Source organism: Protofrankia sp. Cas4 (genome assembly GCF_963555915.1).
In the GTDB taxonomy this organism is placed as follows: Bacteria; Actinomycetota; Actinomycetes; order Frankiales; family Frankiaceae; genus Protofrankia.
Map to the genome: position 1 here is coordinate 41,759 of NZ_CAUVXL010000104.1, position 21,737 is coordinate 63,495.

Here is a 21,737-nt window from a genome sequence, read left to right on the forward strand (position 1 = left end):
AGACCGCCATGCGGGGGCTCTGGCGGTCGGAATGGCGGGTCGACCCGCGTTGTCGGGTGATCTATGACGGGTTGGCGGTCGAGCCGCTCGGCGTTGCCATCGCAGCCCGGCGGCGTGCGCTGGAGACCGCGCCGGTGGGCGTGGTGGACCCGATCACCCTGGTGCACATCGGCCGGCCCGGGATGAACGCCAATCGCGCTCGCGCCGTGGACGTCCTTGCCGCGCTGCAGGCCCGTGGGGTCGACGGCCGCCTGCAGATCATCGGCTGCCAGGAGACCGGCGACACTGCGCGGCTGCTCGCACTCGCCGCCCGACGCGGCGTCCGTGACCGTGTCGCGCTGCTCGGGGAGCGTGACGACATCCCGCGTCTGCTGGTCGCGGCATCATTGTTGCTGGTCACATCCCACCACGAGAGTCTGCCGAGTGCCGTGCTGGAAGCCTGTGCGGTGGCCACCCCGGTGCTGTCCTGCGATCTGGCCGGCGTCGGGGAGATCTCTCGACTCCTGCCGGGGATCACCATGCTGCCGCTGTCAGCAGCGGAGGAGATCTGGGCTGACACCGCGCGGGCGCTGACCAGCCTCCCGCCGTCCCTGGACGACCGACGGGCCGCGTTGCGGCATTTCGTCCGCTCACCGTTCACAATCGAGAACTGGCAACGGGAGCTGACGGCCGTCTGGTCCGAGCGGGTTTCCGCGGCTCCTCCGGCGAGGTGAGAAAATACCTGAGCGGGTATCGTCGGGTCGGGCGCATGAATGTCCGGCAGGGATTGTCACGCCGTTGTTCACTGTTCGTCCAAGCTGCCTGTGGAGAAGGTGAACCTGCACCGGCAGGGTCGCCAGGTCGGGCTGGTGCGCCGGTGCGGCCATTACCCCGTTCTTCGGTCTTTCCGCGTTCTTCGTCAGTTGCTGAGGTGCGGCGGCACAAGTCGTTACGACCGGGGGCTGTCGCCGTAACTCGTGCCGCCGCACCAGCTGGAAGGTACCGACGGCCCCACCCCGGTGGGGTGAGTGGGGACGGAGGCGGGGACCGCCGGTACCTGTTCAACCCTCGGTGGCCAGGGCACGGTAAGCCGGCCACCGAGGAGCTTATGTAGTCTCCGGCCGAACCGAAGACGGCGCGAAAAGGGCCAATATCGCGCCGTCATCGGCCGGCCGGAGACGGGAAGAACGACTTCTCGTCCAGCCCCCTTCCGCATGTTTTCCAGCGGCGGTCGGTTGCTGAACTGTTTGGCAGCTTAGGGCGCGTCAAGCCCATGCGTCTACTCCCAGTTGGGCGACATCGGTCTCATCGGAATGTGGTTCGCCGGCTGACCGGGGAACTGCGAAGTTACCGCGACACACCGCATACGAGCACGGCGATCCGCCATCGCCGGAGCCACTCGCGGGTGAACTCCCGGTCCGTCCCGACGTATCTGCTTCTTTTCAGCACCGGTCCGGTGAAATCCCGTTCAGGACGGTATCGCCGCGGACGGATTCCGCCCCGGCAGGAATACCGGCTGGGCCCGTGCCCGTGCCCGTGCCCGTGCCCCGGGGCCGGCGAAGCCGCCGAGTCGCAGTCGTCGCCCGGCGCCACGGACCGGCGCCACGGACCGGCGCCACGGCCCGGCGCCACAGACCGCACATTTGCATTATCGAAGCGATCGGTGTAACGAGCAGGTTGGAGCGTCAGCCGATCCCGTGACCCGTACCGATCAAGTGGGCACCGGTCCGGGCCGGCCCGGGCGGCGCTGTGGTCCGGTTCGTCGCGACCGGACCAGCCGGGACCAGCCGGGACCGGCTGGGACCAGCGCGGATGCCGGCGGCGGAAGCTGACAGTGTCCGCGCCTTTGAGGTGGCGTCGTTGAAAATAGTCACGCTGTGTAGATATGGGTCTTTTCTGCGGTGGGGCCGTGATCGGGGTCGGCTCGCGGGCGGATCAAGTCGGCCGGTAACCCACCAAAACCGGAAAAAGAGCCAGGCGAGCAGGTCCTGGACACGCCGGGCGCCGATCTGTGAGGAGACCAACAGCGATCCGGCCGGATACCGGCCGATGATGTCCAAAGTCGTTAGGCTCACTGCGACAACGGAAAGCACACGACGTAGAGGGGTTCCCTGACGTGGTTACCCGAGTGGGTGTCAACGGCTTCGGCCGTATCGGCCGCAACTTCTGGCGGGCCCTTGCGGCGAGTAAGCGTAACGACGTACAGATCGTTGCGGTCAATGATCTCACTGACAACAAGACTCTGGCTCACCTGCTGAAGTACGACACGACGCTGGGTACGCTGGCGGAGTCGGTCAGTGTCGGCGATGGTGGGATCAAGGTCGGCGACAGTTTTATCAAGGTGCTCTCGGAGCGTGATCCGGCCGCGCTTCCGTGGGGCGACCTCGGGGTCGATGTGGTTGTCGAGTCCACCGGTCGGTTCACCTCGGCCGACGACGCCCGCAAGCATGTCCAGGCGGGTGCGAAGAAGGTCATCATCTCCGCCCCGGCCAAGGGTGAGGACCTCACCGTGGTCATCGGCGTGAACGACGACGTGTACGACCCGGCAAAGCACACTATCCTGTCGAACGCATCATGCACGACCAACTGTGTCGCACCGCTGGCCAAGGTCCTTGAGGACGCCTTCGGTATCGAGCGCGGCCTGATGACGACGGTGCACGCCTACACCAACGACCAGGTCATCCTCGACTTCCCCCACTCGGACCTGCGTCGTGCCCGCGCCGCCGCGCAGAACATCATCCCGACGACGACCGGCGCCGCCAAGGCGACCGCCCTCGTCCTGCCGCAGCTCAAGGGTAAGCTGGACGGCCTGGCCATGCGGGTACCGGTTCTGGACGGTTCGGTGACGGATCTGGTCGCGACCCTCAAGCGGGAGGTCACGATCGAGGAGGTCAACGCCGCCTACCGCGCGGCAGCCGACGGTGCGCTCAAGGGCATCCTCGTCTACACCGAGGATCCGATCGTCTCCTCCGACATCGTCGGCACGTCGCCGTCGTGCACCTTCGACTCGCTGCTCACGATGGTCAGCGGTAACCAGGTGAAGGTCATCGGTTGGTACGACAACGAGTGGGGCTACTCCAACCGCCTGGTGGATCTCACCGCTCTCGTCGGCGGACGCCTGTAACGGCCGCAGCACGATCATGAATCATCCGCGGCCGTTGTCCGCATGCCGATCCGGGGGGGCCGGATGGGCTGACGTGGGACGTTGGAGAACTCCTGCGCGTTTTCTGGAAACTCTGGAGCAAACGGCGTGAGAATGATTGACGATCTACCGGTTGACGGACACCGGGTTCTCGTCCGCAGCGATCTGAACGTTCCGCTGGACCGTTCCGGCGACACGCCCCGCATCACCGATGACGGGCGGGTGCGCGCAAGCGTCCCCACGATCCGGGCACTGGCGGACCGGGGCGCCCGGGTGGTCGTCTGTTCCCACCTGGGGCGACCCAAGGGCGTGCCGGACCCGGCGTACTCGCTTGCCCCGGTTGCCGGGCGGCTCGCGCAGCTGCTCGGGCGGCCGGTCGCGTTCGCCGGTGGCAATGCTGGCGGTAGCGCTGGCGGGGGTTCCGGCGGTGACATTGCCGGGCCTTATGCTCAGAAGATCGTCTCCGAGCTTGGCGACGGTGAGGTCGCGCTCCTGGAAAACCTGCGTTTCCATCCCGGTGAGACGAGTAAGGACCCGGCGGTACGCGCCGCGTTCGCCGACGAGCTCGCAGGCTTGGCCGAGTTCTACGTCGGCGACGCGTTCGGCGCCGTCCACCGGGCGCATGCCAGTGTCGTGGACGTACCCGAAAGGCTTCCGCACGCCGCCGGAGCGCTGGTGCGCGCCGAGTTGGAGGTGCTGGCGACCCTGGCCGGTTCCCCGGCCCGGCCCTACGTGGTCGTCCTGGGCGGGTCGAAGGTCAGCGACAAGCTCGCGGTGATCCGGGCGCTGCTGCCGAAAGTCGACGCTCTGCTGGTCGGCGGCGGGATGTGTTTCACCTTCCTGGCCGCGCAGGGACACGGCGTCGGCGGCTCGTTGTTGGAACCAAGCATGATCGATACCTGTAAGGACCTGCTGGGCGAGGCTGGGCACCGGATCGTGCTGCCGACCGATGTGGTGGTGGCGCAGGAGGTCTCGGCCGACGCGGTCACCGCGGTGGTCCCGGCCGATGCCATTCCCGATGCTGGCAAGGGCCTCGACATCGGCCCGGCGTCGGTGGCGCTGTTCGCCGATCGGTTGCGCGGTGCCCGCACCGTGTTCTGGAACGGTCCGATGGGCGTGTTCGAGCTCCCGCCGTTCGCGGCGGGTACCCGGGGTGTGGCCGAGGCCATCGCCCGGATTGACGGCCTGACCGTCGTCGGCGGCGGCGATTCGGCCGCAGCTGTGCGTGCTCTTGGCATTCCCGAGGAGGCTTTCAGTCATATTTCTACCGGAGGTGGTGCCAGCCTCGAATATCTGGAGGGCACGGTCCTGCCCGGTCTCGCAGCGTTGGACGCGTGATGGCGACTGACAAGCGGGCCGGTGCCAGCAGGAAGCAGCGCGGAAGCGGACGGCGCACCCTGGTCGCGGGTAACTGGAAGATGAACCTCAACCACCTTGAGGCGATAGCGCTCGTCCAGAAGGTGGCCTTTGACCTGAAGCCGGCCGAGTTGGACAATGCCGAGGTCGTCGTACTGCCTCCCTTCACGGACATGCGCAGCGTCCAAACCCTCATCGACGGTGACAAGTTGGCCATCGGGTACGGCGCGCAGGATCTCTCCCCGCACAGCTCAGGTGCCCACACCGGCGACATCAGCGGTTCGATGCTCGCCCGGCTGGGATGCGACTATGTGGTGGTCGGTCACTCCGAACGCCGCGCCGACCACCACGAGGACGACGCGTTGGTGGCGGCCAAGGCACGGGCCGCCTACAGCCACGGGATCACCCCGATCCTGTGCGTGGGCGAGCCCGAAGCGGTGCGGGTCGCGGGTGATCACGTCACCCATGTTCTCGATCAACTTGACGGTTCGCTCGACGGGATCACCCCAGAGCAGGCACAGACACTGGTCGTCGCCTATGAACCGGTATGGGCGATCGGCACTGGGCGGACCGCCTCCGCCCAGGACGCACAGGACATGTGCGTTGCGATCCGGGGCCGGCTCGCCAAGCATTTCGGTCCGGCGACCGCCGCCGTCGTCCGCATCCTCTACGGCGGGTCGGTGAAGGCCTCGAGCGCGCCTGAGTTGTTCACCCAGCCCGACGTGGACGGCGGTCTCGTCGGCGGTGCGAGTCTGGACGCGGCGGAGTTCGCGGCGATCGTTCGCAGCGCCCCGCCGAGCTAGGCAGCGCCCCGCCGAGCTAGCGGGCCGAAGGCGGCGCGATCATGGTTTTTTCGCGCCGCCGGAGGCCGAGGTCCCCGAGTCGCTGGGCCGAAGGCGGCGCGATCATGGTTTTTTCGCGCCGCCGGAGGCCGAGGTCCCCGGGTCGTCGACGACCTGACCGGGTGACCAATTGACCGGGTGACGATTGGTGCGACCGGTGCGGCAGGCGGTCTGATCCGGGTGTGCTTGGGTGGCTCCGGTGGCGGGATGCGGTCCCGCCGGGAAGGGGCTCAGCGCAGACCATGCTACGCAAGCATGCGATCACCCGGGTCGGCACCGCCGTGGCGCTCCTCGGCCTCGTTGCGGTCGCCTGCACCGGCGCGGGGCACGATGGGCAGGCATCGTCCGACCCGCCGGGTCCACCCGCCGCGGTCAGTACCCGGATCATCGCGCCTTCGAATCGGACCGGCGGGACGTTGCGTGTGGTGATGACCGCCGACTGTGATTCCTGGGACCCGCAGCGGACGTCGGCTGTCCACTGCTGGAACCAGGAACGCTGGATTTTCCGACAGCTGGTGACCTACACCGCGAGCGCCGGCGTCGCCAAACTGGCCGGGGACCTCGCCACCGATGTGCCCACGTCCAAGGACCTGCGCACCTGGACCTACACCATCCGCGAGGGGTTGACCTTCGAGGACGGCACGCCGATCACCTCCAGGGACATCAAGTACGGGATCGAGCGGGCGTTCGCCACCGATGTGATCACTGGTGGTCCCGGTGAGGTGACGGCGTTGCTCGCGGACGGCAACACCCCCTATCCAGGGCCCTACCAGGACCCGGCTCCCGACCGACTCGGTCTCAGCTCGGTCCAGACGCCCGACGACCGGACCATCACGTTCCGGCTGAACCGACCCTTCGCGGACTGGAACCTTGTCATGGCCTCGCCGGTCTCGACCCCGGTGCCGCGTGCCCATGACACGGCCGCCGGGTACGGAGCACGTCCGGTTGCCTCCGGACCGTACAAGATCGAAAATTATCGGCCGGGTGAGTCGCTCACCCTTGTGCGCAACCCGCGCTGGACCCCGCAGGGCGACCCGAACCGCTCTGCCCATCCGGACCGCATCGTGGAGCGGATGGGGCTTTCCGCCGCCGACATCGACAACCGGATCCTCACCGATCAGGCCGACGTCTCCGGTGACCAGGCCGGCGTGGGTGCCCAGGCCGCAGCCCGGATCGTCGCCAACCCGAGTCTGCGCGCGGAGCGCACCGTCGAGGCTCCCACCGGCATCCTGCGCTACCTGGCAGTGGTGACCACGGTTGCGCCGTTCAACGACATCCATTGCCGCAGTGCTGTTGCATGGGCGCTTGACAAGCGGGCCCAACAGGCGGCCCGGGGTGGCCCGACCGCCGGCGGGGAGATCGCCACCACGTTGCTCACGCCGCCCGTGCGGTACTACTCCTGGTTCGATCTCTTCCCGACTCCGGGTGCCGGCGGCAACGTTTCCAGGGCCAGGGAGGAACTCGCGGCCTGCGGCCGGCCCGTCGGCTTCGCCACGACGCTCGTCACCGGGTCGGCGGCGCTGGACGTCGCCCAGGCGGAGGCGGTCCGCAGTTCCTTGGCCCGGGTCGGTATCACGGTCACGATCAGCGTTTTGGATGATCAACACTACGCCGCCGCGGTGACCGGGATGCCTGACCGTACGCACGCCATGAAATACGGTCTCGTGCTGGCGGCCCGGCGTGGGTACCGCGCGGCACCGTACGCCTTTCTCGCCCCGCTCGCCGATGGACGCCAGATCAGCCCCCAGAACAACGTCAACATCGCCGAGCTGGATCAGCCCGCGGTCAATGCGGATCTGGACCGCGCCATCCGGACGGCGGACGGGGATGATGCGGCCGGCGTCTGGACGGCGTTGGATCGGGCGGTCGTGGCGTCTGGTGCCTACATCCCGTTGCTCTACGACCAGGCGCTCAACGTCTACAGCGATCGGCTCACCAACATCCACTACTCGGCGGCCTTTATGATGGTGGACCTCACCTCGCTCGGTGTCGTCCCGTAGTGAACGGATGTCCAGACGGTCATCGCCGCCGGGGTGGCGCGCCGTTCCTGCGACCGGAACGCCGTGATGTAACTTGGCACGATTGTTGTACCCCTCCAACGATGGCGCGGGAGCAGGTCTAAGAGATGACTGTTGGGCTGTCCATTGCCCTGATCATCACGAGTGTGCTGCTGGTGCTGCTCGTGTTGCTGCACCGGGCCAAGGGGGGCGGGCTGTCGACGGTGTTCGGCGGTGGCGTGTCCTCCTCGCTCGGGGGTTCTTCGGTTGTGGAGAAGAACCTCGATCGGCTGACGATTGCCGTCGCGCTGATCTGGATCACTTGCATCATCGGCCTGGGTCTCCTTCTCAAGGAGTGAGCGGCCTTGGACAGACACGAACGCCGGCCTCGGCGCTCCTCGCCTGCCTGGCTGTCCTTTTCGGGGTTGCCGCTGCCTGCGCCGGTGTTGATCCCGTTCCTGGGCCTGGGCCTGGGCCGGGTCCGGGCCCAGGCCCGGTCCGGCCGGTCACCGCCACAGTGACCTCTGAGCCGACGGACAAGCCCGGCGGCACGCTACGGCTGGTCGGTGCCGCGATGCCCAGCGGTGACCCGGGCTGGGCGGCCGATGCCGGTGCGAGGATGCTGGTGCGGCTGGTCTCGCGCCAGCTGTACTCCTACCGTGCGAGCGCCGACCCGGTCTTCGCCGCGGCGCCCCAGCCCGACCTGGCTGTCGGTGCGCCCGTGGTCAGCGAGGGCGGGAAGGTCTACACGGTCATCCTGCGCTCGTCGGTGCGGTGGGATACCCCGGGGGTCAGGCGGGTGACCGCGACCGATGTCGCCCGCGGCATCAAACGGTTGTGCACCCCGCCGAAACCGTCGCCTATGGGTGGCTACTTCGCCGCTACCGTCACGGGCTTCGCCGCCTACTGCGACGAGCTCGGGCGGACGCCGCCAGCTGGTGCGCGTGACTTCATCGAGCATCGCGAGATCAGCGGCGTCCAGGTCATCGGCGACGAGACCCTTGAGTTCCACCTGCTTGAGCCGGCCGCCGACTTCACCGATGTGCTGGCCCTGCCGGCGGCGTCAGCGGTACCACTGGAAGCTCTTGCCTACCCACCGGATTCATCCAGTTACTTTGAGCACCTCATCTCCGACGGTCCCTACCACTTTGGCGCCGGGGTGAACGACGAGGCATATAGCCTGTCGCGCAATCCGGCGTGGATCGCGTCATCGGACGGGGTCCGCCCGGCACTTGCCGATCACGTCACGGTGCGTACCAACATCGACGCCGCTGCCGCCCAGGCCGAGATCGAAGCCGGACGGGCCGACATGGCCCTCGACAGCTCCGTTCCCGCTGGGGACGTGGCGGGGCTCGACGCCCGCGTTGACGGCAGATTGTCGACGGACGGCCCAGGATCCACCGTGGCGCTCACCGTAGGGCTGCACGGCCCCGCCTCCGCCGCGCTACGCGTCAGCGCCGTCCGGGTGGCGCTCGCCTACTGTGTGGACCGCGCCAGTGTCGCAGCGGCTCTCGGCGGGCCGGTCACCGCCACCACCACCGCGCAGCTGTTGGCGGCCCCGATGGTCGGCTACCAGCCGCGGGATCCCTACCCCACCCTCGGGTCAACCGGTGATGCGACGCGGTGCCGAGACGGGACGCGCGCCGCGCCCGGGGGTCCGCTCACCACCGTGACCCTTCTCACCACCGACTCGGCGTCGGACGCGGCCGTGGCGACCGCGCTGGCGGCGGGCTTCGCCCGGGCGGGCGTGACACTGCGGGTCATCGCTGTGGCTGCCGCCGACTACCCGCGTGCCGCGGTAGCCCCCGACAGCCAGACCTGGGACCTCGCCCTCACCACAGTGACACCACAGTGGTTCGGCAACGCCGGGCGTACCGTGTTCCAGCCCCTGCTGGAGCCGGCGTGGTCGGGGCCCCGACCTGCCGACGGCGGATACCGTAACGAACGGATCACCCTGTCCCTACACGATGCGCTCGCCGAGCGTGACGCTGCTACTGCCAACACCCGGTGGGGCGATCTGGAACGGGAGCTGCTCACCGACGTCGCGGTTATCCCGCTGGCCGTTACCGTTGTGCCGCGTATGCACAGCGTCAACGTCCGCGGTTTCCTGCGGCTGGGCTCGCTCGACAACGGTGATCCCACCGGCGTATCCATGGGTATTGCGTGAGAGGTTCGCTTACAGTGACCTGAAACCGTCGTGAGGATGACCGGCGGTGGTGGGTGCGACGAGGTCGACCCATCTCGTCTTACACTCGGTCAGGCCGAACCGGCAGACGCTGGGGGCCGGGTCCGGAGTCAACAGAGGGACGAGACAAAGGAGTAGACGGACCGTGGCAGGTGGTAACGCCATCCGAGGAAGTCGGGTAGGAGCGGGACCGATGGGGGAGGCTGAACGGGGCGAGACCGCCCCGCGGCAGCGGATTTCCTTCTGGTGCGCCAATGATCACGAAACCAAGCCGTCGTTTGCCGCCGAGGCTGCGATTCCGGAGACCTGGGACTGCCCCAGCTGCGGGTTCCCGGCGGGCCGCGACCGCGACAACGCGCCCGCGCCGCCGAAGACCGAACCGTACAAGACCCATCTCGCCTATGTCCGGGAACGGCGTAACGAAAAGGACGGTGAGGCGATTCTGGCCGAGGCCCTCGCCAAGCTGCGGGGCACCGCCTGACCGTGAAGATCGGCTCGACCGTGAGCCTCGGCGTGGTACCGGTCGCAACGTCTACCGGTCGGTACCACGCCGACCCGGCGGTCCCGACCCGGCCGGCCTACCGGCCCGGAGTCGGCATGGCCAGCGCGGGAACTCCGGCCGCCGCGGCACGGTCCAGCAGCCACAGGGTCCGTTCCCGACCCTGGGCACCCACCGCCGGGATCTCCATGGGGCATGCGCCCGCGAGTGCCCGGGTCACCGCGTCGGCCTTTGTTTCGCCGGCGGCGAGGACCCAGACCTCACGGGCCGCCTGGATGGCGGGGAACGTGAGGGTGATCCGGACCGGTGGTGGTTTAGGGGAGTCACGGACCGCGACAGTCGTTGCCCGGGCGTCCACGACCGGGGAGCCCGGGAAGATCGACGCCACGTGGCCGTCCGGTCCGATGCCGAGCAGCAGCACGTCAAAGGCCGGGGCCGCCGCCGTGGTGTCGGCCGTGCTCCTGGCGGGCGCAGGGGAGCCGGCGGTCGCGCGTCCGGCGAGGAGCCGCGCATAGGTGGTCGCGGCCGCGTCAGCGTCGGCTGTGCTGTCCGGGTCGCCCATCGTGAAGATCCGGGCCGGGTCAAGGGGCAGCGCGTTGAGCATGGCCGCTCGGGCCTGGCCGTCGTTGCGGTCGGTCGAGTCGAGGGGAACGAACCGCTCGTCGCCCCACCACACGTCGACCCGTGCCCAGTCGACCGCTGCGACGATCGGGCTGTCGCGGACCGCCCGAAGCGTCGCCGTGCCGATACCGCCACCGGTGAGTACCACCGACGCGGTGCCGCGGGCAGCCTGTGCCTCCTGGAGGTTGATGATCAGCCGGGCCGCGGTCGCGGCGGCGAGCAGGTCCGCGTCAGGATGGATGATCACTTGCGGTGGCGCGCCCATCAGCCAGCCGTCCCCGCGATCGTGCTCGCTGTTGCCGGACTGGCCGCGGTGCCCGTCATCGGGTCGCGCCAGATGTGTTCGCGGACCGGGGAACGGGACGCGAGACCTCCGATTCCACTCCAGGCCGCCAGAGCGTCGGCGTAGGGCCCGTCATGGTCAAGCCGGCGTAGCTCCTCGGCCAGGAGATCACCGAGGCCGCGTTCGGTCAGCGGCACGGCCCGGTCGGGCTGGCCGGGCCGCTTCAGTACCGCGGTGCGGGAGTCCTGTCGGGCGACTGTCAGCTCGCCGTCATCAAGATCAAATCGTACCTCGGCGAGCCCACGGTGTGCCTTCGTCTCCAGGTTGACCGCCAGGTTCAGGCGGTCGGAGAACCAACCGGACAGCAGACGGACACTGGGGTCGACGTCCCCTCCGACAATGGTGACCGCCCGCGGCTTCTCGATGAGCGAGTCGAACGCGGCGGCTATCAAGGTCCGCCAGGCGGTCAGCCGCGTCCACGCAAGGTCGGTGTCGCCGGGCGCGAAGTCCGCCGCCCGCTGGCGCAGTGCGGCGATCGGGTCCTCCGCCACGGACGCGTCGGTGACCCGCCGGTCGGCGAAGACCCCGAGCGGATCGTAGGCGATGCGGTCCGGGGGAACATCGTGCCACCAGGTCACCACGGGCGCGTCCGGTGCCAACAGTGGCAGGACCACCGACTCCGCGTGCAGGCTGAGGCGTCCGAACATCCGCATGACCACGGCCTCACCCGGCCCGAGCCGGCCACCGATGGAGACCTCGGCGTCCAGTCGCGAGTTGGAGGCGTCGATCTGGCGCCGGACGACGATGAGCAGGCGGCACGGATGGGCCGCCGCCGCCGTGGTCGCGGCGCTCTCGGCCACGCTGACGTGCTTCTCGTCCACCACGACCACAAGGGTCAGCGCCAGACCGAAGGCGAGCGCCCCGGCTGAGCGTCGTTCGGCCGCCAACGCCTTGACGACATCGGTGCCGGTCGTGTCCCACAGAGTTGTCATGGCCGCCTCCGTGCTATCCGTGCGATCTGTGCCGTCCGGGTCGGCGGCCCTTCGGTCGTCGACGGGGCAGTGATCGTGGTCGCCGGCCTCATGGCCGCCTCCAGCGGCGCCCGTCGCGGGCGAGCATCTCGTCGGCGGCTGCTGGTCCCCAGGTGCCCGACCGGTAGCGGAACGGGACGGTCCCGGCCCAGAAGTCCTCCATCGGGTCGATCACCCGCCACGACTCGATCACCTCGGCGTTGTTCGGGAACAGCGTCGCATCCCCGAGAAGCACGTCGAGGATGAGCCTTTCGTAGGCTTCGGGTAGTGACTCGGTGAACGCCTCGCCGAACAGGAAGTCCATGGCGACATCGCGGACCTCCATGGCGGAGCCCGGCACCTTGGACCCGAATTTCAACGTCACGCCTTCGTCCGGCTGGACCCGGATCACCAGCTGGTTGTGGCCGAGCTCGGTGGTATCGGTGGCGTCGAACGGCAGGTGCGGCGCCGGTTTGAACAACACCGCGATCTCGGTTACCCGGCGCGGCAGCCGTTTGCCGGTGCGCAGGTAGAACGGAACACCGGCCCACCGGCGGGTTTCGATTCCGATCCGGACAGCGGCGTAGGTCTCCGTCCGCGAATCTGCGGGGACGCCGTCTTCCTCGAGGTAGCCCGTCACTCGCCGGCCGGCGAGCCAGCCCTGTTCGTACTGGCCACGGACAGCGTAGGCGGCGAGGTCGGTCGGCAGCGAGATCGCCCGCAGGACCTTGAGTTTCTCGTACCGGATGGCATCGGCGTTGAAGCTCACCGGCTCCTCCATCGCGGTGAGCGCCAGCAGCTGCAGGATGTGATTCTGCAGAACGTCGCGGGCCGCGCCGGTCTCGTCGTAGAACCCGGCGCGCGAGCCGATACCGACGTCCTCGGCCATTGTGATCTGAACGGAGTCCACGAAGTGGGAGTTCCAGATCGGTTCGAACAGGGTATTGGCAAACCGCATTGCCAGCAGGTTCTGGACGGTCTCCTTGCCCAGGTAGTGGTCGATCCGGAACACGTCTTCGGGGGTGAAGACGTCGTCGACGAGTTCGTTGAGCGCGCGGGCCGACTCCTGGTCGTGCCCGAAGGGCTTTTCGACCACGATCCGCCGCCAGCCGCCGGACGCCTCGTTGTTCGCCATACCGGTGCGCTGCATCTGCTTGAGGACGACCGGGAATGCCGACGGCGGAATGGACAGGTAGAAAGCCGCATTTCCCGGAACCCCGTGGGTTTCCTCGAGGTCGAGCAGGGTCTGGGCGAGGATGTCGAACGCGGCGTCGTCGTTGAACGATCCGGGGACGAACTTCATCGAGGGTGCGAGGCGTTCCCACACCTCCTCGCGGAACGGCGTCCGAGCGCCCTTCTCCGCGGCTTCCCGGATGATGTCCGCGAAATTACCGTCGCTCCAGTCGCGCCGGGCAAACCCGAGCAGTACGAAACCCGGTGGCAGCAGACCCCGGTTTGCCAGGTCGTAAATGGCTGGGATCAGCTTCTTGCGGGCCAGGTCACCGGTAACTCCGAAGACCACGAGCGCACACGGATCAGGCAGCCGTGGCAGGCGGCGGTCGCGCGGGTCCCGCAGTGGGTTGGTGCTCACCGCTGGTGTCACCCGAACCCCCTCTGTCTGTCCAGAATTATCGTGCTGTCCGGAATTGTCGTGGGCAGGTCCAGAATCATCGCCGCGCGGCAGTCAGCGCTGCGCGTCCAACTTCTCGTGCACGGCTGTGAGCAGCTGGTTCCAGGAGTCCTCGAACTTCTCCACACCCTCGCGCTCAAGTACCTCGACCACGTCGGGCAGCGAGATACCGAGCTCGGTCATGCGGGCCGTCACGGCACGGGCATCGTCGTAGTGCGGCCTGATCGTGTCACCCGTGATCACCCCATGGTCGGCGAACGCGTGCAGCGTTGCCTCGGGCATCGTGTTGACCGTGCCCGGGGCGACCAGCTCGGCGACGTAGATCGTGTCCGGCATCGCCGGGTCCTTCGTGGATGTCGACGCCCACAGCGGTCGCTGCGCCCTGGCACCGGCCTTGGCAAGGGCCGACCAGCGCGAGGTCGCGAAGGCCTTTTCGTAACGCTCGTAGGCCAACCGTGCGTTGGCGACCGCGGCCTTGCCTCGCAGTGCCTTGGCCTCGTCGGTGTCGATCTTCTCCAACCGGCGGTCCACTTCGGTGTCAACCCGGCTGACGAAGAACGACGCGACCGACGCAAGGTTGGACAGGTCATGGCCGGCCTGCCCGGCCTGTTCGATGCCGGTCATGTACGCATCCATGACGGCGTCGTAACGGTCCAGTCCGAAGATCAGCGTGACGTTGACGCTGATGCCCTGGGCGAGCGTCGCGGTGATTGCCGATAGGCCGGCCAGGGTAGCCGGGATCTTGATGAACAGGTTCGGTCGGTCGACCAACCACCACAACGCCCGGGCTTCGGCCACGCTGCGTTCGCTGTCATGGGCCAGCCGAGGGTCCACTTCGATCGACACCCGGCCGTCTACGCCGCCGCTGGCTTCATATGCGGGACGCAGCACGTCACAGGCGGCGCGGACGTCGGCCGTCGTGATCGCTCGGACAGCCTCACCGACGTCCACCCCGCGGACGGCGAGATCGCGGATCTGCTCGTCATACGCGGAGCCACTGCTGATCGCCTTCTGGAAAATTGTCGGGTTGCTGGTGACGCCGACGACGGCGCGGGTGCGCATCAGTTCGGCGAGGTTGCCGGTACGCAGGCGATCGCGGCTGATGTCATCGAGCCAGACCGCCACTCCGGCGGTGGAAAGCTGAGCCAAGGGGTCGGTCATCGCGCTGTGACGTCCTCTCCACGGGCGTTGGTACATGGTCTGGCACTGTCGCGCTGCGCCGTACCGGGAACGGCTACGGCACCGGGAACGGCTACGGCACCGGGAACGGCTGTGGCGACCACCGCGGCAGCACCTGCAGACAGGCCACGGCCTGTTGACCGGGCACCGCCGCACAAGCCCCGGCGCCGTGCCGCCATGATGCCCCTACCCTCTCGCGGTCGCCTCATCCCAGTGTCCGGATCCTCGTGGCGGCGCGGGAAAGTTAGCGAGAACACTATCCTTCCGTTACTTCTACTTGACGATTTCTTCATCTAATGTGCCGCAACGCAAGCCTTGAGTGATTGAAGATCGTGTGATTCCGCTGGCCGACTACGCCATGTGTTGTGATCGCTACTTGAGAGAAAAATCTTGTCTGTCCGTGGGTAGGGCGCCCGGCGCGACACCCGACGGCTAGACTCCGACACGTCGTAGAACCACGTTGTGAGCCCCGGTCGCGGGGCCCGAGCCTGTGCGGGTGCCCTCCGTCTCCCGCCGATCGCGAGGTCGTCCTGTCCGCCTTGGCCGCGTCTACGTCGGTTTCCAGTCTGCCGGAGCGGAACATGTCCGCGCAGCCGGAGCCCGGTGGGCCTGCGGGTCCAGCGAAGTCCCGGCGCCCGGCCGGGGCGCTGGCCCGCTCCTACCTCGGCCTGACCAAGCCCCGGATCATCGAGCAGCTGCTGATCACAACCGTACCGGTGATGCTGCTGGCCGAGCACGGCCTGCCGTCCCTGTGGTTGGTGCTCGCGACGCTGGTCGGCGGGACCTTCGCGGCGGGCAGCGCAAACACGTTCAACTGCTATATAGACCGCGACATCGACCAGATGATGGCGCGGACACGTCGGCGGCCACTCGTACAGGCGAGCGTCACCCCTGCTGAGGCACTGCGGTTCGGGATTGTGCTCGGTGTGGCAGCCACAGCCCTGTTCGGCTTCGCCGTCAACTGGGTTTCGGCGCTGCTCGCTGACGGGGCGATCGTGTTCTACGTCTTCGTCTACACCCTGGGACTCAAGCGGCGTACCCCGTCCAACATCGTCATCGGCGGCGCGGCCGGCTGCTTCCCGGTTCTCATCGGCTGGTCAGCGGTGACCGGAACGGTCGGTTGGCCCGCCGTTCTGCTGTTTGCTGTGATCTTCTTCTGGACCCCGCCGCACTTCTGGGCGCTTGCGATCAAATACCGGGACGACTACGCCGCCGCAGGTATCCCGATGCTGCCGGTCGTCGCGTCCCCCGCGGTGGTCACCAGACGGATGCTCGGCTACTCCTACGCCATGGTGGCTGTTTCCCTGCTACTCGTCCCCGTCGCCCATACGGGATGGCCGTATCTGGTCGTGGCTGCGGTGCTCGGCGGGTGGTTTCTGGCCGAGGCCCACCGGCTGGTCTGGCAGGTTCGCCGCGGGGGGGAGATCCAGCCGATGCGGCTGTTTCACATCTCGATCACCTATCTGACGCTCCTGTTCGTCGCGGTCGCGGTCGCGGCGCTCACCAGTTGACCTGGGTAGGGGATTTTCGTCGTGATGGTGACCTTTTCTACCTACCGTCATCGGGCGACGGTTGACCTGGGTAGGCGATTTTCGTCGTGATGGTGACCTTTTTTACCTACCGCTGAGGCTGATTCCTTCATCGCGAGCCAGACCCGCAGGGTGAGGATCCACAGCACGGTGGCCCCGGCGATATGCAGTTCCACCAGGCCGACGGGCACACCGGTGAAGTACTGCGTGAACCCGACTCCGGCCTGGGCGATGACAACGGCAGCGAGCGCGCTGCTCGCACGCACGGCCTCGGCCGGCGCGCCACCGGGACGGACGGCGAGCACGGTGGCGATCACGAGTCCCACCAGCACCATCGCAGCGTCCGCATGCAACTGCGCGACAGTGGTGATGTCGAACCCGAATCGCCTGGCCTTGGACGAGTCCCCGCTGTGCGGACCGGTGCCGGTGGCCACCGTGCCGAGGACCAGCACCGCGCCCGCGACCAGGGTGAGCACCCGGGCGAGCCAGAGCAGCTCGGGCCGGGCCACCGGGAGGACCGGGCCAGGGCCCTGACGGGCCCGGCGGTCGAGCACGACGATGTCCACCAACAGCAGCATCGACAGCAGGAAATGCCCGGCCACCAGCGCGGGGTGCAGCTTGAACAGGACGGTCAACCCACCGAGCACCACTTGGCCGAGGAAGCCGAGCCAGAGGCCGAACGAGAGCGCGACGAGGTCGCGGCGGCGCTCGGCCAGCCGCAGCGATACCAGCGGCAGCAGCAGCATCACCAGCCCCACGGCGACGGTCAGCAGACGATTGCCGAATTCGATCCAGCCGTGCGCGGAATACTCCGGCCGGGTGACGAACGAGTTGTCACCGCAGGTGGGCCAGGTGGGGCAGCCAAGCCCGGACCCGGTCAGCCGCACCGCGCCGCCGGTGACGACAATCAGCGCGAGCAGGGCGACGGAAATCCGGGTGAGCAGGCTGAAGACAGTGGGGCTCACCGTCGGTACTTTCTTCCATCCGCTCATCGCAGGTCATACTACCGTTCGTAGAAGATTATTCCCATTTGAACGTCCGCGCCGCGAGGGCCAGTGAACCGACCGCCCAGGCGAGCAGAATGGCGAGGTCCGCGACGGGCAGACCGGCGGAGTCCCGCAGAATCGCACGCAGTCCGTCCGATGTCGCAGCCGTGGGCAGCAGCTCGCCAACGCCGGCCAGCCAACCAGGCAACCGGGAGAGCGGGAAGACGATCCCGCCCACGAGCAACAGCAGCAGGTAGACGCCGTTGGCCGCGGCCAGGGTCGCCTCCGCCCGCAACGTGCCCGCCATCAGAAGGCCGAGGCCCGAGAAGGCAACCGTCGCCACCAGCAGGAGCAACCCCACCGCCAGCGGCGAACCGTGCGGGTGCCAGCCGACGCCGAATCCTACGGCGATCACCAGCAGGACCTGGATGATCTCCACGCCGACAACGGCCAGCGTCTTGCCAGCGAGCAGGATCGACCGGGGCAGGGGGCTCGCGCCGAGCCGTTTGAGCACACCGTAGGATCGCTCGAATCCGGTTGCGATCGCCTGTCCGGTGAACGCCGTCGACATGACCGCGAGAGCCAGGATGCCGGGGACAAGAAAATCCACCGGAGCACCGGCATCGGTGGGCAGCACGTTTACGGTTGTGAAGAACAGCAGCAGGCCAACTGGGATGATCACAGTGAGCAGTACCGATTCCCCGCGGCGCAGCGTCAGTTTCACCTCGAGCATCGTCTGGGCCCGGAGCATGGTTGACCAGCGCGCGGCGCCAGGTGCCGGGCGAAGGTCGAGTGGACGCTGGGCGGCCGGTACCTGTCCGGGTGTCGGTGTCGGTGTCGTCTCCGTCGCCGGTGCCGTCGCCTCGGACGGGGTGCCGGTGCCGGTCATGGCCGCAACCCCGAACCGGTGAGTTCCACGAACACGTCCTCCAGACTGCGCTGTTCGACTCTGAGATCCTCGGCCAGCACACCGTTGCTCGCGCACCATGCGGTCACCGCTGCCAACAGGTGTGGGTCGATCCGGCCCTGCACCACGTAGCGGCCGGCAGGTTCCTCCGTCGCGACCGTGCCGTCCGGGAGGGCCAGGACGAGGCGGTCGATGTCGAGACCCACCGGCGCCCGGAACCGCAGCTGTCCCTCAGCGCCGCCCCGGGTCAACTCGGCCGGGGAACCCGCCGCGAGCATCCCGCCGTGATCAATGATCACAACGTGGTCCGCGAGGTGCTCCGCCTCGTCCATGGCGTGGGTGGTGAGCACCACCGTCACCCCGCTGCCGCGCAGCTCGGTCACCAGGTCCCAGGTGGCCCGGCGGGCCTGCACGTCCAGACCCGCGGTGGGCTCGTCCAGGAACACGAGTTCGGGTCGCCCCACCAACGCCATCGCCAGGGACAGCCGTTGGCGCTGCCCGCCGGACAGGCGCCGGTAGGGCGTGTGGGCCGAGCCGGACATGCCGACCCGCTCGAGCAGGACCTTGACGTCCAGCGGGTTGCGGTGATGCGCGGCGAGCAGGCTGAGCATCTCCTGCGCACGGGCGCCCGGGTAGACCCCGCCAGCCTGGAGCATGACTCCCACCCGGGGGTGCAGGGCGGCCGCGTCGCGTCGGGGATCGAGGCCGAGCACCCGCACGTGGCCCGAGTCCGGGTGGCGGAAACCCTCGCAGATCTCGATCGTGGTGGTCTTACCGGCACCGTTCGGGCCGAGCAGCGCCGTCACTGAACCGGTAGTTACGTTCAGTGATAGTTGGTTGACTGCATGGATGGGTTGGCCGGACCGTGGCCGGTAGGTCTTGACCAGGTCGACAACCTCGACTGCCAGGTCCTCCGCCACATCGGCGATCCTACGGACCACCGCGTGCACGGTGTGCGGCACGCGTCGCGTGTGGGGTTTGGCCGCGGGGCGACGGGGGACGTTGGGTGGTGTCCGGGTCGGCGAGCGCCCCCCAGGCACCGAAGCGTTCATGCAGGAGCAGCGGGGTCGTGCTGTACAGCCGGGCCAGCGCAGGCAGGTCCGTTCGCCGCAGGCGCAGCACGTCCCGGGAGCTGTCGGCACGCAGGACCTGGACGATTGCGATCCAGCGCCGTAGCGGCCCGGTGCGGGTCGGTGGCAGCTTGCGCAGCCGGTGCAGGTCGATGGCGAGCGGCGGCAGTCCTACCAGGTCGGAGCGGGCCGACGGTGGCGGCGGCACAAGCATGATCGCGGCCATGTCGTACAGGTCGGCCAGTTCCACCAGGCGGTGCACCCGCAGCGCGCGGCTGCCACGTTCGTAGGCGCCGAGGGTGCCTGCCGTCCAGCGTCCGTTCGTCCGCGTCTGGACATCAAGGAGGGACATGCCGCGGCGGTGACGGGCCGCCCGCAGCCGGCGTCCCAACTCCGCGGCGTAGTCCCTGCCAGCGCCAGCGCCTGCGTCGGCCTCGGTCACGCTCTCCGTCCAGGTCACGTCGAACGAACCGGAGACGCTGTTCGCCTCCCGTCGCAGCGTGTCAGGAGTTGGCCGGTGCGACGACCTCTCACTCGTGGTGATGCGCTGATGAGCGTGGTCTGCCAGTGGTAGCGGATGCCGACGGGGTTTGCGTGGCCCGGGGCCGTGGCCCGGGGCCGTGGCCCGGGGCCGTGGCCCGGGGCCGTGGCCCGGGGCCGTGGATCGGGGCCGTGGCCCGGGGCCGTGGATCGGGGCCGTGGACCGGGGCCTGGACCGGGGATGTGGCGCATCAGACGCTCGGCTCGACCGTGCGGTCCGTGCCCAGGTCAGATGCCACGATGGTCAGGTATTGCGACGGATCGCGTCGGCCCGGCGCGCCGACCCGTTCGACCTCTGACGGGAAATAAGGCACAGTGGTGTTGTGAAAAGCATGCCCGACACTTCCAGCGGTGCGGTGGCCGACGGCCGAACCCGTGACCGTGTCGCGCGCCTGCTCCTGGAACTCGGTCCCTCGACCGCGGTCACGCTCGCGGCTCATCTCAGCCTGTCGCCGGCGGCGATCCGTCGGCATCTCGACGCGATGCTCGTCGAAGACACGATCACGACCCGTTCGGCGCGCACCGCGGCCCCCCGTGGCCGCGGGCGTCCGGCCCGGCTGTTCCAGCTCACCGCCGCCGGGCACGCGGCGGGCCCGAACGCATACGAGGATCTCGCAGCCAGTGCGCTGAGCTTCCTCGCAGACGTCGCGGGTCACCAAGGTGTCACGGAGTTCGCCGAGGCACGCGCCGCCGACCTGGAACGCCGGGTCAAGCCGGCGGTGGCCGAGGCTGACCCGGCGGACCGACCGGCGGCGCTGGCGGCGGCCATGTCCGCCGCCGGCTACACGGCAAGTGCCTCACCACTGCCGACCGGCGTCCAGATCTGCCAGCACCACTGTCCGGTGCAGCACGTTGCGGAGCGCTTTCCCGAACTCTGCGGCGCTGAGACCGCCGCATTGGCGAGGTTGCTCGACTCCCACGTCCAGCGGCTCGCAACAATCGCGCATGGTGATGGAGTGTGCACGACGCATGTTCCCCTGGACCCCGCTCCCGTCTCCACTGCCAGTACGTCCACCGCAATGAACCCCATCACTCCCACCTCCTCGGAGGGGCCTGCCATATGACCACAATTCCCGAGACCGAGATCGACAGTCGGCTCGAGGGCCAAAGGGCGCGCGACGATCATCAGATCGCGCGCCCGGAGGCCACAGTCCCCGAAGCACTGGAGGGTCTGGGTTCCTACAAGTTCGGCTGGTCCGACACGGACGCGTATGCGGCTACCGCCCAGCGCGGCCTGTCAGAGGCGGTCGTCCTCGGAATCTCGGCCAAGAAGAGCGAACCGGAGTGGATGACGCAGCTCCGACTCAAGGGCCTGAAGCTCTTCGGTCGTAAGCCCATGCCGACCTGGGGCGCGGATCTTTCCGGCATCGACTTCGACAACATCAAGTATTTTGTCCGGTCGACCGAGAAGCAGGCGGCAACCTGGGACGACCTGCCGGCGGACATTCGTAACACCTATGACAGACTGGGCATCCCCGAAGCGGAGAAGCAGCGTCTGGTCTCCGGTGTGGCGGCCCAGTACGAAAGTGAAGTCGTCTACCACAAGATCCGGGAAGATCTTGAGGAGCAGGGCGTCATCTTCCTCGACACCGACAGCGGTCTGCGGGAACACCCGGAGGTGTTCAAGGAGTACTTCGGGTCGGTTATCCCGGTCGGCGACAACAAGTTCGCTGCGCTCAACACCGCGGTGTGGTCCGGCGGGTCCTTCATCTACGTACCGCCGGGCGTGCACGTCGAGATTCCACTCCAGGCCTATTTCCGGATCAACACCGAGAACATGGGCCAGTTCGAGCGGACGCTCATCATCGTCGACGAGGGTGCCTACGTGCACTATGTCGAGGGCTGCACGGCGCCGATCTACTCCTCTGACTCGTTGCACTCGGCGGTCGTGGAGATCGTGGTGAAGAAGAACGCCCGCTGTCGGTACACGACCATCCAGAACTGGTCGAACAACGTGTACAACCTGGTGACCAAGCGGGCGG

At 68.1% G+C, this 21,737-nt stretch carries 19 protein-coding genes; 11 read left to right on the plus strand and 8 right to left on the minus strand.

Going from position 1 to position 21,737, the window contains the following annotated elements; translation table 11 throughout:
- The 8 genes from U9979_RS09820 to U9979_RS09855 all read left to right on the plus strand — a co-directional run.
- A partial coding sequence (locus tag U9979_RS09820) for a glycosyltransferase (protein ID WP_322779119.1) occupies positions 1-713 on the plus strand: 713 nt, incomplete at its 5' end.
- Between the two features lie 1,382 nt (positions 714-2,095).
- A complete protein-coding gene (gap, locus tag U9979_RS09825; RefSeq protein ID WP_322751531.1) occupies positions 2,096-3,103 on the plus strand; it encodes a type I glyceraldehyde-3-phosphate dehydrogenase in 1,008 nt (335 codons plus the stop codon).
- 126 nt (positions 3,104-3,229) lie between these two features.
- On the plus strand, positions 3,230-4,459 hold the full coding sequence (locus U9979_RS09830) for a phosphoglycerate kinase (protein WP_322779120.1): 1,230 nt from the start codon (positions 3,230-3,232) through the stop codon (positions 4,457-4,459).
- The gene (gene tpiA / locus U9979_RS09835; RefSeq protein ID WP_322751533.1) at positions 4,459-5,280 is read left to right on the plus strand and encodes a triose-phosphate isomerase; all 822 of its coding nucleotides are present in this window, start codon (positions 4,459-4,461) and stop codon (positions 5,278-5,280) included. Before U9979_RS09830 ends, tpiA begins: the two co-directional genes overlap by 1 nt.
- A 281-nt stretch (positions 5,281-5,561) precedes the next feature.
- Entirely contained in the window at positions 5,562-7,319 is a 1,758-nt protein-coding gene (locus U9979_RS09840) for an ABC transporter substrate-binding protein (RefSeq protein ID WP_322779121.1), read from the plus strand.
- 125 nt (positions 7,320-7,444) lie between these two features.
- Positions 7,445-7,675, plus strand: a complete 231-nt coding sequence (gene secG, locus U9979_RS09845) for a preprotein translocase subunit SecG (RefSeq protein WP_322751535.1) — start codon at positions 7,445-7,447, stop codon at positions 7,673-7,675.
- A 158-nt stretch (positions 7,676-7,833) separates the two neighbouring features.
- Positions 7,834-9,483, plus strand: a complete 1,650-nt coding sequence (locus tag U9979_RS09850; RefSeq protein WP_322779122.1) for an ABC transporter substrate-binding protein — start codon at positions 7,834-7,836, stop codon at positions 9,481-9,483.
- A 163-nt stretch (positions 9,484-9,646) separates the two neighbouring features.
- Positions 9,647-9,982 (plus strand): RNA polymerase-binding protein RbpA, encoded by a 336-nt coding sequence (locus U9979_RS09855; protein ID WP_322750802.1) that lies wholly within the window; start codon positions 9,647-9,649, stop codon positions 9,980-9,982.
- Between the two features lie 97 nt (positions 9,983-10,079).
- On the opposite strand, the gene pgl is transcribed toward U9979_RS09855, so the two are convergent.
- The 4 genes from pgl to tal all read right to left on the minus strand — a co-directional run bounded on the left by pgl (position 10,080) and on the right by tal (position 14,705).
- Positions 10,080-10,886, minus strand: a complete 807-nt coding sequence (pgl, locus tag U9979_RS09860) for a 6-phosphogluconolactonase (RefSeq protein WP_322779123.1) — start codon at positions 10,884-10,886, stop codon at positions 10,080-10,082.
- Positions 10,886-11,896, minus strand: a complete 1,011-nt coding sequence (locus tag U9979_RS09865) for a glucose-6-phosphate dehydrogenase assembly protein OpcA (RefSeq protein WP_322779124.1) — start codon at positions 11,894-11,896, stop codon at positions 10,886-10,888. Before U9979_RS09865 ends, pgl begins: the two co-directional genes overlap by 1 nt.
- 88 nt (positions 11,897-11,984) lie before the next feature.
- Positions 11,985-13,517, minus strand: a complete 1,533-nt coding sequence (gene zwf / locus U9979_RS09870; RefSeq protein ID WP_322750805.1) for a glucose-6-phosphate dehydrogenase — start codon at positions 13,515-13,517, stop codon at positions 11,985-11,987.
- 81 nt (positions 13,518-13,598) lie between these two features.
- Positions 13,599-14,705, minus strand: a complete 1,107-nt coding sequence (tal, locus tag U9979_RS09875) for a transaldolase (protein ID WP_322779125.1) — start codon at positions 14,703-14,705, stop codon at positions 13,599-13,601.
- 599 nt (positions 14,706-15,304) lie between these two features.
- Between tal and U9979_RS09880 the strand changes: the two genes are divergently transcribed.
- Positions 15,305-16,234 (plus strand): heme o synthase, encoded by a 930-nt coding sequence (locus U9979_RS09880; protein WP_322779126.1) that lies wholly within the window; start codon positions 15,305-15,307, stop codon positions 16,232-16,234.
- A 47-nt stretch (positions 16,235-16,281) separates the two neighbouring features.
- Here the strand turns inward: U9979_RS09880 and U9979_RS09885 are convergent, their stop codons facing one another.
- From U9979_RS09885 to U9979_RS09900, 4 genes are read right to left on the minus strand one after another with little or no spacing between them, the layout of a single operon-like run.
- Positions 16,282-17,244, minus strand: a complete 963-nt coding sequence (locus U9979_RS09885; protein ID WP_322779127.1) for a COX15/CtaA family protein — start codon at positions 17,242-17,244, stop codon at positions 16,282-16,284.
- A gap of 28 nt (positions 17,245-17,272) precedes the next feature.
- Positions 17,273-18,127, minus strand: coding sequence for an ABC transporter permease (locus U9979_RS09890; protein ID WP_416219844.1), 855 nt, complete (start codon positions 18,125-18,127; stop codon positions 17,273-17,275).
- Complete coding sequence (locus U9979_RS09895; protein WP_322779128.1) at positions 18,124-19,065, minus strand: ABC transporter ATP-binding protein; 942 nt, start codon at positions 19,063-19,065, stop codon at positions 18,124-18,126. Before U9979_RS09895 ends, U9979_RS09890 begins: the two co-directional genes overlap by 4 nt.
- Before the next feature lie 10 nt (positions 19,066-19,075).
- Positions 19,076-19,657, minus strand: coding sequence for a helix-turn-helix domain-containing protein (locus tag U9979_RS09900; protein WP_322779129.1), 582 nt, complete (start codon positions 19,655-19,657; stop codon positions 19,076-19,078).
- 430 nt (positions 19,658-20,087) lie between these two features.
- On the opposite strand from U9979_RS09900, the gene U9979_RS09905 reads away from it, so the two are divergent.
- Together U9979_RS09905 and sufB are read left to right on the plus strand one after the other, a co-directional pair.
- On the plus strand, positions 20,088-20,819 hold the full coding sequence (locus U9979_RS09905) for a transcriptional regulator (RefSeq protein WP_322779130.1): 732 nt from the start codon (positions 20,088-20,090) through the stop codon (positions 20,817-20,819).
- Positions 20,816-21,737, plus strand: a 922-nt coding sequence (gene sufB / locus U9979_RS09910; protein WP_322779131.1) for a Fe-S cluster assembly protein SufB, incomplete at its 3' end; no start/stop codon positions are given. The genes U9979_RS09905 and sufB, both read left to right, overlap by 4 nt.

Excerpts from the sequence above, each read along its gene's own strand:
- U9979_RS09880 (WP_322779126.1), top strand. The coding sequence starts at position 15,305 with ATGTCCGCGCAGCCGGAGCCCGGTGGGCCTGCGGGTCCAGCGAAGTCC.
- tal (WP_322779125.1), bottom strand. The coding sequence starts at position 14,705 with ATGACCGACCCCTTGGCTCAGCTTTCCACCGCCGGAGTGGCGGTCTGG.
- U9979_RS09865 (WP_322779124.1), bottom strand. The coding sequence starts at position 11,896 with ATGACAACTCTGTGGGACACGACCGGCACCGATGTCGTCAAGGCGTTG.
- tpiA (WP_322751533.1), top strand. The coding sequence starts at position 4,459 with ATGGCGACTGACAAGCGGGCCGGTGCCAGCAGGAAGCAGCGCGGAAGC.
- pgl (WP_322779123.1), bottom strand. The coding sequence starts at position 10,886 with ATGGGCGCGCCACCGCAAGTGATCATCCATCCTGACGCGGACCTGCTC.
- U9979_RS09905 (WP_322779130.1), top strand. The coding sequence starts at position 20,088 with ATGCCCGACACTTCCAGCGGTGCGGTGGCCGACGGCCGAACCCGTGAC.
- U9979_RS09840 (WP_322779121.1), top strand. The coding sequence starts at position 5,562 with ATGCTACGCAAGCATGCGATCACCCGGGTCGGCACCGCCGTGGCGCTC.
- secG (WP_322751535.1), top strand. The coding sequence starts at position 7,445 with ATGACTGTTGGGCTGTCCATTGCCCTGATCATCACGAGTGTGCTGCTG.
- U9979_RS09890 (WP_416219844.1), bottom strand. The coding sequence starts at position 18,127 with ATGACCGGCACCGGCACCCCGTCCGAGGCGACGGCACCGGCGACGGAG.
- U9979_RS09885 (WP_322779127.1), bottom strand. The coding sequence starts at position 17,244 with ATGAGCGGATGGAAGAAAGTACCGACGGTGAGCCCCACTGTCTTCAGC.